We start from the raw sequence: 13,847 nt of genomic DNA, 5'->3' as shown, positions 1-13,847 counted from the left end.
AATTATTCATCTCCTAAAATCTGCTCAATTCGGTTCAGTTCTTCCCTGTCAAAAGAAGCATTCTGAAGGGACTTTACATTTTCCAGAATCTGCTCCTTACGGCTGGCTCCCAATATTACACTGTCCACGCCCCCTTCACGCAGATTCCACGCCAGAGCCATTTGTGCCAGATTCTGGCCTCTTTCATGGGCAAGACCGCTCAGCAGACGGATTTTCTCTATACGTTTTTTGGTAATATCCTCCTCATGGAAATACCAACTGTTTTCATCTCTTACTCTGGACGCCTCCGGAATTCCATCCAGATACTTTTCTGTGAGAAGTCCCTGTTCCAGGGGGCAGAATGCGATAGATCCAATACCCTTCTTTTTCATGGTTTCAAACAGTTCATTTTCCGGTTCCCGGCTCAGCATATTATAACGGAATTGATGAATCAGCAGATGAATTCCCCTTTTTCCCAATATTTCGCATGCTTCTTCCAGTTCCCGGGGAGCATAGTTGGAAACTCCCACATAGAGGGCTTTACCCTGCCTTACTATATCAGCCAGGGCATCCATCGTTTCTTCCATTGGTGTATTAACATCCCGTCTGTGGTGGTAAAATATATCCACATATTCCAGATTCATCCGCTTTAAACTCTGATCCAGACTGGCCATCAGAGATTTTCTGGAACCCCAGTTGCCATATGGGCCTGACCACATTTCATAGCCGGCCTTAGTTGTAATAATCAGTTCATCACGGTATCCCTTTAAATCCCCTTTCAGGATTTTGCCCAGGAATTCTTCTGCAGTTCCGGGAGGCGGTCCGTAGTTATTCGCTCCGTCAATATGGGTAATTCCCTCGTTAAAAGCTGTCAGAAGTATTTCTCTCCCTTTTTCATAGGAAGAGGTTCCGCCAAAACTATTCCATAATCCAATGGCAAATTTTGAAAGGTACAATCCGCTGCTGCCGCATTTGCCATATGCCATATTCTGATATCTGTCTGAACAAATCATTTTTATACCTCCTGCACACTTCGGACAAGCGCGTTTTTATAATTACTTAGATGTCTCCCTGATATTTCATTAAGACGTCATCTGCAATAGCAGCGGATTCCCTCACTACTATTTTCTGTGGCATCATAGGTTCTTTTTTCAATTTTTTACCGTTAATTAAATCCTTTAAAGCGGCATAACACTTCTGTCCAAATGCCTTTTCATCCTGATCTACTGTGGTAAGCGCCGGATAGAAGTACTCCGATGCCACATTGTTATCAAATCCCACCACCGCAATATCCTGGGGCACTCTGCACCCGTTTTGCAGTACTGCCGTGATAAATCCCTGCGCAATCAGATCATTGGATGTAATGACTACTGTCGGTTCTTCTTTAATTGTTTTATAATCTTTAAAATACTTTTCGTAGACCTCATGGCTCTTCTGTATTTTCAGTGTCTCTAATCCTCTGTCCAGAATCACCTGCACCTTTTCCTCGGGAATTTTACATTCCTCCAGGCCTTTTTGAAATCCCTGGTAACGGTCCAGCAGGTTCGTCTGGATATCTATGGTCTCACCCAGATATACAAACCGCCGGTAACCGGAATCGTGCAATGCGTGAACAAGATGGTTCACCGTCGTTTCATTGTCAAATTGGACACAATGTAGCTTTTCGTGCTTTCTGTCGCCTAAAATTAATGGTATATTTGCTTTTTGTACTTCCTGAATGATATCTTCATCATTACCGCCGCCTATGAAAATGAGTCCGTCTACCCTGCGCTCAATCAATGCGGCAACTCCATCTTTTTTATTATTTTTATCAAATGCGGCGTCACACAGCAGTACTACGGATTTATCTTTTCTGGCCTCCTCCAGCATACTGGCTGCACAGTGTGCATAAAATTCACTGGAAACATCCTGCATCACCACACCAATCAGACGGGTCCGTTTCTGCCTGAGCGCTCTTGCCAGAGCATTGGGGGAATAATTAAGTTCCTCTACGGCACGTAGTACCCTCTCCTTTGTAGCGGCGGAAATAGGCGCCGTCCCGTTAAGTACATGTGATACCGTACTTGGTACCACACCTGCCAGTTTTGCCACATCACTGATTGTTACTTTGTCACTCTGTAATCGTTCTGCTTTCATTTTCCTCACCTAACCTTTACTCCGTTTTTGTGAGATCAGAAAAAGCCTTTTCCATCATAAGCGTATGCGCCTGACCCTCCACAGAGGTTCCCGGATAGATAAAATCCGGTGAGCTTGCACATCCCTGAACAAGTCCGTCTGCACCTGCCATACTCCATACATACTTTCTGATCACGAACGCCTTGGTAAGGTATGCCTTTTCCACCAGTCCCTTCCGGTATGCCAGGAAGATACTGTATGCCGTCATAGCGCAGACCTCTGTCTCAAAAAACGTCTCGGGGCTGTCTAATATATCATGGAATTTTCCGTCCTCTGTCATATAAGAAAGAATACTGTCAAGCAGTTCTGTAAACCGTTCCTGCAGAACCTCTTTTTCTTTCCTGAATTTCTCCGGCAGGCATAAAAGCAGCCGCAGCAGACCGGTCAGAATCCAACCATTGCCAACCCCCCACGCGAGTGGACGTTTAAAAGCTCTTTCGTTCTCATCCCATATATGATTATAAAGCCTTTTACCCGGAACGTAAAGTTTTTGCAATATACCAAGCATTTGATTACAGGCTTCCTTATAAAAACCTCCCAGTGCCAGTGCATAGGGGGTGAAAGCTGCTGAATCCGCCCATACTTCCTGGCTCCCCTGCATATGGAACAGTGTTCCGTCCCGGCTTCTGGGCGCTTCATTTAAAAGATAACGGATATTTTTAACCGCTGCTTTCTTATATTCCTCATTATTGGTCCGATTGCCCATTGCCAGGATGGCAGGAACGCAAAAGCTGCTGTCCGTTACCGCAGGGGTATTCTCTACATTACATAGTCTACCGTCTGTGCTCTGTCTGAGTACGATATCGTATGCCACCAGTTCAAGGTTTTCATAGTCACCGGTTTCCAGCATAGCCTGGGCAAAAATCCCCTGCTCCCAACACTGCCTTGTCATACAGAACATTGCCTGTTTTACATTCATCATTACCTCTCCCATCATATCCGGCGACTCCTTTAGTTATTTCTCTTGGATGTTCTCATAGCATCGATAAATACAGCCACTACCAGTACCATGCCCTGTACCACCTGCTGCCAGTAAGCCTGAAGCCCAACCAGAGTCATGCCATTTACTAAAGTAGAGAGAATCGCCACACCAAGAAGTGTTCCCCAGACATTACCGCGTCCGCCCGCCATGGAGATTCCGCCCAGAATAACTGCTGAGATACCGTTCATATCATTACCGTATCCCTGGCTCGGCATACAGGAAGAAGCCTGTGTTACCGTGATAATACCGCCCATGACAGCAGTAACACCTGCAAGGATATGGCATCGAAAACGAATAGAGTTGGTATTAATGCCTGCCAGCTTTGCAACCTGGATGTTGCCGCCTACCGCGAATACGGAGCGTCCAAACTTCGTGTATTTCAATACATACCAGATCAACAGATATGCCAATACCATTATAATCAGGCAAACAGGAACACCAATGATTTTTCCGTTTCCAATAAAATCAAATACATCGTTATCCAGCCGTATGTAACGCCCATTGGTTAGCAGATAGGCAATCCCACGGAAAATAAAGGAGGTACCCATCGTACAGATAATGGGGTTTACTTTCATTACCGTAATTATAAATGCATTGAAGCTTCCGCCTGCAACCCCCACAACCAGAGTAATCAGGATGCAGAGCACGGGATTTAGTCCAGCTTCATAGCACATTCCCAGAACCATTCCCCCAAGTGCAGCCAAGGAATACTGGGAGACATCCAGTCCTGCAAGCAGCATGGCTACGGTAAGGCCGGCCGCCATAGTACCCATAATTGACATATAAGAACCAATATTCATAACATTTCTGAATGTAAGAAAATACCTGGAACCAATGGCAAAAATAATCCACAGAATAAGAAGCATGATCAATGCGCTAAGTTCACCGCTGGCATTTTTAAAAAGATTTTTTACTTTATTCATATCAACACTCTCCGATCGCTAATTTCAAAAGATGTTCCTGGCTAAAATCCTGTTTCTGTACTTCTCCTGTAATCCTGCCCTCGCACATTACATAAATTCTGTCGCTCATTGCCATGATTTCCGGAAGCTCAGAAGAAATCATAAGTACAGCCTTTCCATCTTTGCACAGTCCATTAATTAAGTCATAAATTTCTACCTTGGCTCCTACATCAATTCCTCTTGTAGGCTCGTTTAACAGCATGAACTCCGGCGACGTATTCAGTGCTTTTGCAATGACTATTTTCTGCTGGTTTCCTCCCGAGAGGCTTGCCGACGTTGTTTCAATGCTGGGAGTTTTGATGCTGAGTTTTTCTTTCCATCCGGATGCAATCTCTTTTTCATACCTCAGGTCCAGTTTTTTCTTCCTTATAAGTCCCGAAATGTCAGAAAGGGTAATATTCTCTTTTACTGACATAATCAGGTTGACACCCTCGGTCTTTCGCTCAGCAGGCACATAAGAAATCTTATGGTTCAGGGAATCCAGAGGGGTTTTATTTTCAATGGGTTTTCCATCCATAATAAGCTCAATGGAGTCCGGAGTCTGGGCTCCGTAAATGCACCTTGCCACTTCAGAACGGCCTGCCCCCATCAATCCGAAAAATCCCACTACTTCTCCGCTTTTTACATGAAATTCAATATTTTTTAAGAATCTGGTTTTCAGATTTTTAACTTCAAATACCACATTTCCAATATCACAGGAACGCCCCGGATACATATCTTTGATTTCCCTTCCTACCATATGGGAAACCACTTCATCGGTGTTTGTGTCTTCTACCTTCAGCGCTGTTACATATTTACCATCCCTCATAATTTCAATGCGGTCTGCTATCTCAAACAATTCATCCATGCGATGGGAAATATAGATAATCCCCACGCCTTTCGCCTTTATTTTACGAATCAGCTGAAAGAGCCTCTTTGTCTCTGTGTCATTTAATGCAGAAGTGGGTTCATCCATCACCAGTACCTTTACATGATGTGAAAATGCCCTTGCAATTTCAATCAGCTGTTTTTCCGCTACCGACAGGCGGCTGACCATATCAGTGGGCTTTCTGTGTCCCAGCCCTACGTCTTCCATAATATTTTTGACGCCGGCATAGAGCGCCTGGTAGTCTACTCTCCTTAGGGACCCCTTTACCGGAACCTGTCCCAGCATAATATTCTCAGCCACAGACAGGTCGTCCAAATAGTTCAACTCCTGGTAGATGACTGCAATTCCCAGGTCAATAGCTTCCTTTGTGTCAAATCCCCTGTGGGACTGCCCTTCGATAATGATCTCCCCTTCATCTGCACTGTACATGCCGGAAAGGATTTTTATCAGCGTTGATTTTCCAGCACCATTTTCTCCCATGAGTGCCAATACTTCACCCTTATACAGATCCAAATCTACCTTGTCCACCGCCACAACACCGGGAAACGCTTTATAGATCTGTTTCATTTCTAAAATTTTTTCCACCACTAATCACCCGCTTTACCAAATTTACTCTGAAGCATGTCTCTTATTTCTCAGTTGCAAGGGGGGAGAACATCCCCCCGCCCTTCCTCTCCAGCCGGATTATTTTACTTTGTAAATTCTGACTGTGCTGCATCTCTTTCAGCCACATAATCATCTACGTTATCTGTAGTAACCACAGTTGTCTTTGCATATCTTTCCTTTTCATCCGCGCATTTTCCATTCAGGATGTCCGTTGCATATGCAGCAATCTGTTTACCATAATTAAAGGATTCATAGGAAACCGTTACTACCCATGGGTTAGCATCGGGATCATCTTTTGCTTTCTGTAAGTTTTCAACAGATGCCGGATCAGCATTGTGAGAACCGATGATACAGTTTTCTATTCTTCCGCTGACTTCAACAGCCTGTGTGATGGCATATCCACGGTCATCATTCTGTCCTACAAAAGCAACCTTTTCAGCATCGGGATGAGAATCCAGCCAGTCCTGGGTCATAGTCTTTGTCTTCGTATCATCTGCCATGGAATCCAGCCATACGATATTATCTTCACTGACACTGTATGCCTTAGCCAGTGTTTCTGCCGCACCGTCACAGCGTGCTTTTACCGCATCACCTGCCTGGGAGTCATACAGGCACACAATATAGTCCAGTTTTCCGCCGAATCTGCTGTCCACATAAGCACTCAGGCCTTCTCCTAAAGCCACACCTGCATCGTAATTGTTTACACCAAAGAAATAAGCAACATCACCGTAATCGGAATCTACCGAAAGCATTGGGATACCTTCCGCCTCCAGCTGTTCACTGCTGGCTGCTCCCTGTTCGGGAAGGCAGTTAAAATCTACGATAATATCCGCGCCCATCGTTACCAGACTGTCAATCCCCGTCTTCATCTTGGAGGAATCCCGGTCTGTATTTGCCAGGTTGTACTCATAGCCTAAGTCTTCGCAAGCTTTTTTAAGCCCTGCTTCCACTGTGATGAAGAAATCTTCCTTTAACTGCTGGTTGCAATAGCCGATGTTGTAGCTCTTCCCAGCTTCCTGCTGCGTATCAGCCACTTCAGTGCCACCAGCCTCAGACGCTGCATCCGTTTCTGCTTCCCCTTTTGTCTCTGCCGCTTTCGTTTCTGCTGCTTTTGTATCTGCCGATTTTGTCTCCGTTGCTGATGTTTCCTTTGCATTCCCACCGCTGCATCCAGCCAGTAAAGAAACTGCCATTGCCATACAAAGTACCATGCTTACCATTTTTTTCTTCATATTCCTTACCTCCGTTTAATTTATAAATAGTTCTCTATTATTAATACACTGTCGTGTATAATAATCCTGCAGGTTCATAAGCTCTGCCTTCAGTTCATAGACACCCGAGGAAATCCAGATCCTTATTCTGTTTCCTTCCTGCTGCATGCTGTCCGGCTTTCCGGAATTAAATCCGGGATTTTTGCTGCCTTTCGGCAGATGTATTACCGCCTGTGTGTTAACTGGTACCTGACACTTCATGGAGAATATTCCATGTTTCCACTCCCAGTTCACAGCAATCTCACCGTAAATGCTCTGATACCTGGCGCTTGCTGACGTAATTTCCGTGGATATGCCGGGTTCGAATAAAATCTTCTTGAATCCTGGCTCCACTGCCTCAATTCCGGCAAGCCCGGATATAAAATAATCACCTACTGCCGCATACCCTTCATGGGAAATAGCATTCATAACCTGTGGATGTATCGTGCCGTCTTCAAAAACTGCATCCCACCGCTCCCAGATCGTATCGAATCCCATTTTGTGCATATAACCAATACTTGGATAGGTCGTGGCTGTGAGAAACTGGTTAGCCAGGTCATTCATTCCATATTTTTTGAGAGTTTTGAGAAAATATGGCGTGGTCGGAGTTCCTCCGAACCACCGGATATACCCGGATTTTAACAGCTGTTTTCTAAAATAAGCCAACACCCTTGGCAATGCTCCCCGGGGTATCATATCCCCATAAAGCGCCATCAGATAGTCCCCCTGTTTCCCCCTGCGCAGCATGCCGCTGCGTTCGATGAAGTTTTTCTGGTATGCTTTTATAATGTTTTTATGCAGAAGGCGGTAGGCAGTTTCCGCTTCATCTTTCACAGCCCCGCACAGTTCTGCCATCATATCTGCCGCCACTGCATAGTGGGCTGTTCCCAACATCAGGGATGAGCATTCTCCATATCCGTGGTTCGTGTCCGAATGATCTGTTTCCTCTAAAATCCCCAGCCAGTCACAGCTTGTGGCGTAGCGCAGATAGCGATCACTGTTCTTCTCCAGAAATTCAAAGTATCTCTTCAGGGGCTCTATGTAATGCCTGACTGCATCCAGATCTCCATATATTTTATATAAAGCATGTACCATATAAAGTCCGTGGTTAGACTGAAGATCACCAATAAAGGGCTCAATATCCTTCATTACAACAGCAGGAGCAATGGCTTCCAATGCCCCGTCCGCCCGCTGCCCGTCAAAAATATCCCGGCACCATTTATGTATGGCTTCACTTTGGTCATTCAGATAAGCCATGGCATACATGAAATGGTTTCCCTCCATTCCCCAGCCAAGCCTTTCGTCCCGGGCTGTGCAGTCCGTGGGAATTTCAAACATATTTGCCTTCTCCGTGATCCGCACCATTTCAAATACCTGATTAGCCGTTTGATCCGAACAGTGAAATCTGGTTGGGTCCGGCAGAGCACTTCCTATTTGAATGCCTTCTATTGATAAAAACTCTACCTGCCCCTCCACCGTAATCTCCGCGTATCGAAATCCATGATAGGTAAATACCGGACGGAAATGTTCCTTTCCCTCACCCTTTAATATATAGGTATCCTCACATCTGGCTGACCGGTTTCCTTCCAGATGAAGCTTTCCATGTTCATCCAGCATTTCCGCATGACGCAGTGTAAATCGGCTGCCTTTAGTTCCCGTAACGGTACAGGCGCATACGCCGCATACATACTGAGGAAACTTTAAAAGAATTTTATCATATTTATACCTAATAATTTCTGGAATAATATGGCAATGTACTGTCACCGGAGGCCCTGGATGCGGCAGTTTTCGGGGATTTACTTCAGCCCCCGTCTCTGCTTGCTCCCATTCCCCATCCTGAAATCCTGCCAAAGACCAGCCTTCCTGTTCTAAATTTGCATCATAAGTTTCTCCCTGAAAAATATCAGCCTCTCTAATCGGTCCGTAGGAAGCCTTCCAGCTGCCATCAGTTCTTATGACATCGCTGCTTCCGTCCTCATAACGAATATGCAGTTCTGCGGATACCCTTGGCTTGGAACCGTACCACTCCCGGTTATTCAGCCCCATATAACCTGCATACCATCCGTCTGCCAGCCTGATACCAATCGCATTACCGCCTGCCTCTATGTAATCCTCTGCCGGATAAGCTCTGGTATACACGGTCTTCCGGTAATCAGAGAATCCGGGGATAAAAGCATCCTCTGTAACCTTTCTTCCATTTATCTCAGCCTCTATCACTCCCAATGCACTTACATATAGCCTGGCTGCTCTTACTTTCTTCCCTCCAGAAACCATAAATTCCTTCCTCAGGAAGGGAACCGGAGGCAGATAATATTCATTTTTCTGTGACTGAAAGTCATCTGCGCAGTAAAAAGGCTTTTCCCTGTCAAAGGGTTCTCCCACTACCTTATCAAATCCAATCCACAGGGCTTTCCAGTTTTCTTCTCCCAAATCGGTTTCAAACCATGCAGGATTACTCCAGCCACCGGATTTATTTTCCTTATCCCAAACCCGTACTTTCCATTCATAACGCTCCCCGTAATTCAATTCTGGTCCCTCATAAGGAATATACAGACACTGGCTGCCGGTTCTCCTGCCGGATTCCCAAAGAGTCGTTTCCCCCTGCCCAAGCCAAATTTCATACCCAGTCTGTATCTGCCCATTTTCTTTAGCTGTTAAATTCCAGCTGAAAGTGATATTTCGGGGATCTGCCTGAAGCGGACGCCGTTTACCGCTGCATCTTAAATCTCTTATATTCATTCCTTCACTTCCTTCAAGCATGCCTGTCATATCTGAAGTATATTTATCTTCCATCGCCTCTTCGTGTGTACATCATAAAATCGTTTTCTTTTAATTCAAAAAAAAGAAATACTAGTTTACTGATACATGCCGCTGAGAATCGATGGGATAACTCCAACTATTTCTTGTTTCTCTCATGCAATCGTTTTTTTATTATGTCATCATATTATTCCCTTTTTTGTTGTTTGTCAAATATTTTTGTTATCTTTGTCGTTTTCATAATTTTTATACATGCTATTTTTGTGCATATTTAACAAATAAATAACCGTTTTCTAAATAACCAATGTTGTAACATTAGCAAAAAATGGTTTTTAAAAATATATAAAATTTATTTCGTTTTCAATATTTTTATGATTGACTATCTCCATTGTTTCGTTTTATAATGTACCTACATAGTTACATTATATTCTAACAAAATAGAAATGGGGGACTTTATATGAAACAATATCTGCTGGCACATGATTTAGGCACTTCCGGAAATAAAGCTACGCTATTCTGTACGGACGGAACACTTGAAAAAAGCCGGATTGTCACTTACAATACTCACTATTTTAATGACACATGGGTTGAACAGAATGCAGATGACTGGTGGCAGGCCGTCTGCCGCAGTACCCGGGAACTTATTGCAGTGACCGGAATTGCACCGGAACAGATTAAGGCTGTCAGCTTCAGCGGCCAGATGATGGGCTGCCTCTGTGTGGACAGGTACGGACAACCGCTTCGCCCTTCTATCATCTGGGCCGACCAGCGTGCCGTATCCCAATCCAAAGCAGTAGAAAGCAAGATCAGCCAGAAGGACTATTATCAGATCGTAGGGCACCCAAACACTGCCTCCTATGGCATTCAGAAGCTTATGTGGATCAGAGACCATGAACCCGAAATTTATAATCAGACTTATAAAATCCTGAATGCGAAGGACTACATTGTCTTTCAACTGACCGGTACCTTCTGCACCGACTACTCAGACGCAAACAGCTGCGGCTTTTTTGATATTAAAACATTTTCCTGGTCGGAGAAACTCTTATCCTATGCAGAAATACCCATTGATAAGCTGCCTGACCCCAAACCTTCCACGTTCTGTGCGGGTGGCGTAACTGCAAAGGCGGCGCTTCTAACGGGCCTGTCCGCCGGGACTCCGGTGATAATCGGAGCGGGGGACGGTGTTGCCACCAATGTGGGTGCCGGTTCTATTTCGCCTGGAAAGACATTTTGCTGTCTGGGAACTTCCGCATGGATCACCACTACTTCAGACGCCCCCCTGTATGATGAGCAAATGCGCACAGTCACCTGGGCACATATGGTTCCGGGTATGTATGCCCCTAATGGAACAATGCAGTATGCCGGAGGATCCTACAGCTGGCTGAAATCCGTCATCTGTCAAAAGGAGTCTGAAGATGCTGAATCAGCCCAAATCTCTGCTTATGATTTTATTAACAGAGAGATCAGCAAAAGTCCAATCGGCTCCAACAATCTGATCTTCCTGCCCTATCTTCTGGGCGAGCGTGCTCCCCGATGGGATGCCCGGGCGAAAGGCGCCTGGATTGGGATAAAACCGGAAACCACCAGAAACGATATCTGCCGCAGTGTACTGGAGGGAATTACCATGAACCTGTCCCTCATACTGGATGTACTCCGGCTGCAGACTCCGGTCTCTCAGATAATGGTTCTTGGCGGCGGAGCCAAAGGAGCCGTCTGGCGCCAAATGATGGCAGATGTCTTTAATACGCAGATAACAGTACCTGCACTTTTGGACGAAGCAGGTGCTATGGGCGCAGCGGTAAATGCCGGGGTAGGTGCCGGTATTTTCGAAAACTTCAGTGCCATTGGCCGATTTCTTGAAATCCGATCGGTGCACATGCCGGATGAACAGGCAGTAACTGAATACCTGCCTGCGAAAGAATTATTTAACGATTGCTATGAAGCTTTAAAAAATGTATTTCAGAAAATGTAAATATATATTTGATACAATACAATGGTTCGATAAAATTTGCGCAAATTTCATTGACAAGCCTTGCTCTCCTATTTTATAATAAAGTAAACAGGAATCACAGATGCTTACATAAAATTTAAAGAATTGGAGCTACTGCTATGGCAACAATAACAGACATCGCTAAAATGGCCGGTGTATCCACCTCTACCGTATCCCATGTTGTAAACAAGACCCGTTTCGTCAGTCCGGAACTTGTTGAACGGGTGGAAAAAGCAATCCAGGAGCTGGATCATCCGCCTAATTTCGTTATCAAGAAGAACAAATCTCTTACTCAGTCCTCAACGGATGCCAAATATGTCCTCTTCCTGAAATCTAACAGGAAAAGTAACTTTCAACAGCAGATTGAGAAACAGGCAGAAGCGCTTTTAAAAAATACGCCCTATTCTCTGCTATCCTTTGAGTACTCATACGATCCAAACAGATTGGATATTATTAACCGTTACTTAACTAATGCACCGGAAGCCGCAGGTGCCATTGTCTTTCCTGATGAAGAAGAAACCATTCAGGAATCCTTTTTGAACCATGTAAATTTCCCTGTTGTAATTCTGGGCAGAGAACTGGAAAATTATAAAGCGGACACTATTGTATCTGACAGCTGTGATGGGGGATATAAGGCAACCAGACATTTAATTAAAAACGGGCACGAACAAATCGCTTATCTGGGATCTTCCCAGGACCGTTCACCAAAAAGGCTGATGGGATTTATGCAGGCGCTGCAGAAGTACGGAATCGATGCGAACTCCAAATATATCGTGACCAATCTGCACAACTCACAGGATATATATAATGTGCTGAACCAGCTTTTTACAGGATATGATGCACCCACTGCCATACTGGCAGCAAATTATTCTATTCTGCTTCCATTGCTGCACTATATGGATTCGCACAATATCAGCTGCCCGAATGATGTTTCCCTGGTGGTATTTAATGAGTTTGATTGGGCGGCACTGCATAATCCCCCCCTTACAACGGTAGAGCAGAATACTGCTGAAATCGCAAATTTGGCAGTTAGTGCACTGATCGAGCGCATTAATTCCCCTACATTGCTGCCCTGCAGAAAAATAGTCATTCCCTCCAAGTTAAACGTCAGAGATTCCACCTGCGGCATTGGACGGGGACCTTTCGGGGAAAAAGCAGAAACTATTGAATCCCTGGCTCTGACGCCTTCCGAAGAACAGACCCTGCGGGAGAAAAATTACACAGCTGCTATTTCTTTCCACTATGCCGGCAAAGCATGGATGGAGCTGCACCAGAAAGGAATCCGTGATATCTTTGACAATCTGGGCATTTCTATCATAGCGATTACTGATGCCCACTTTAACCCGGAACTGCAATGCAGACAACTGGAAAGCCTTAAGCTTTTGGAACCCGATATTCTGATCGCCATACCGACAGATAATGAAAAAACTGCCCATGCCTTTCAAAATATTCCCCATAGCTCTTCCCGGCTGATTTTAATTACCAATGTCCCGGATGGACTGACACCGGATGATTATGTCTGCTGTGTTTCTGTCAACGAGCACTCTCACGGACGCAATATGGGACACGGTCTGGGCGAATATATGCAAAAGCACGGATTCACAAAGCTGGCATTTATCAAACACGGCGCCAATTTTTACGCTACCAACCAGAGAGACCGGGCAGCCGAACAGGTAATAACCGAAGAATATCCCGATCTCCAGGTCTGCGGTACGATTGCATTTTGCTCCGAAGAAGACGTATTTAAGCAAACACTGGATCTGGTAAAACGGCATCCTGAAATCGAAGCACTCTATGTTTCATGGGAAGGGCCTGCTATGGAAGCAATGGCTGCCTTAACCCAGATGGAACGCACGGACATCGCCATCGTAACCGGAGATCTGGATTATTCTATCGCTCAGAATCTGGCAAAAGGAGGGATGATCAAAATGATCAGCGCCCAATGTTCCTATGAGCAGGGACAGGCAATCGCCATGGCAGCCGCCAACGCTCTGCTTCATAAAAAGACACCTTCTTTTATCGGCATTGAACCAATTGTTGTCACACCGGAAAACCTTTTAAAATCCTGGAAGAAGGTGTTCAAAGCGGAGCCTTCTTCTGCATTAAAGCTGGCACTGAAGGAAAATCCTAATTATATTTTTTCGAAAGAGTAGCCTTGCAGCGCACTTTTAGCAAAACATTATGAATAATTTGGGGTCAGGTGAGTAAGTGATGCTGTCCTAAACCCAAGCAGAGCACCGGAAACCGGTGCTCATATCATGCATAGCCAGAGGGCTTT

9 protein-coding genes are annotated in these 13,847 nt (G+C 45.0%); 2 read left to right on the top strand and 7 right to left on the bottom strand.

All coding sequences use genetic code 11. The features are described 5' to 3' along the window. Positions 1 to 2: 2 nt before the first annotated feature. The 7 genes from CD03_RS0105980 to CD03_RS0105950 all read right to left on the bottom strand — a co-directional run bounded on the left by CD03_RS0105980 (position 3) and on the right by CD03_RS0105950 (position 9,615). Positions 3 to 992, bottom strand: a complete 990-nt coding sequence (locus CD03_RS0105980; RefSeq protein WP_027292855.1) for an aldo/keto reductase — start codon at positions 990 to 992, stop codon at positions 3 to 5. A 46-nt stretch (positions 993 to 1,038) separates the two neighbouring features. Further along, entirely contained in the window at positions 1,039 to 2,115 is a 1,077-nt protein-coding gene (locus CD03_RS0105975) for a LacI family DNA-binding transcriptional regulator (protein WP_027292854.1), read from the bottom strand. Positions 2,116 to 2,131: 16 nt separating this feature from the next. Continuing rightward, on the bottom strand, positions 2,132 to 3,091 hold the full coding sequence (locus CD03_RS0105970; protein WP_027292853.1) for a glycoside hydrolase family 88 protein: 960 nt from the start codon (positions 3,089 to 3,091) through the stop codon (positions 2,132 to 2,134). A 14-nt stretch (positions 3,092 to 3,105) separates the two neighbouring features. Further along, on the bottom strand, positions 3,106 to 4,059 hold the full coding sequence (locus CD03_RS0105965) for an ABC transporter permease (protein ID WP_027292852.1): 954 nt from the start codon (positions 4,057 to 4,059) through the stop codon (positions 3,106 to 3,108). Position 4,060: 1 nt separating this feature from the next. After that, on the bottom strand, positions 4,061 to 5,551 hold the full coding sequence (locus CD03_RS0105960) for a sugar ABC transporter ATP-binding protein (RefSeq protein ID WP_156042792.1): 1,491 nt from the start codon (positions 5,549 to 5,551) through the stop codon (positions 4,061 to 4,063). A 104-nt stretch (positions 5,552 to 5,655) separates the two neighbouring features. Then, the gene (locus CD03_RS0105955) at positions 5,656 to 6,804 is read right to left on the bottom strand and encodes a sugar ABC transporter substrate-binding protein (protein WP_027292850.1); all 1,149 of its coding nucleotides are present in this window, start codon (positions 6,802 to 6,804) and stop codon (positions 5,656 to 5,658) included. A gap of 15 nt (positions 6,805 to 6,819) precedes the next feature. Next, on the bottom strand, positions 6,820 to 9,615 hold the full coding sequence (locus tag CD03_RS0105950; RefSeq protein ID WP_027292849.1) for an alpha-L-rhamnosidase: 2,796 nt from the start codon (positions 9,613 to 9,615) through the stop codon (positions 6,820 to 6,822). 421 nt (positions 9,616 to 10,036) lie between these two features. Here CD03_RS0105950 and CD03_RS0105945 point away from each other — a divergent pair, with 421 nt between their 5' ends. Both CD03_RS0105945 and CD03_RS0105940 read left to right on the top strand, forming a co-directional pair. Beyond that, positions 10,037 to 11,551: a xylulokinase gene (locus tag CD03_RS0105945; RefSeq protein WP_027292848.1), complete on the top strand. Its 1,515-nt coding sequence runs from the start codon at positions 10,037 to 10,039 to the stop codon at positions 11,549 to 11,551. Between the two features lie 137 nt (positions 11,552 to 11,688). Continuing rightward, entirely contained in the window at positions 11,689 to 13,722 is a 2,034-nt protein-coding gene (locus CD03_RS0105940) for a LacI family DNA-binding transcriptional regulator (RefSeq protein WP_027292847.1), read from the top strand. The last annotated feature ends 125 nt before the right edge of the window (positions 13,723 to 13,847 follow it).

This window comes from Robinsoniella sp. KNHs210 (assembly GCF_000686105.1).
GTDB classification, from domain to species: Bacteria; Bacillota; Clostridia; order Lachnospirales; family Lachnospiraceae; genus Robinsoniella; species Robinsoniella peoriensis.
This window is presented reverse-complemented; position numbering and strand designations above follow the sequence as displayed.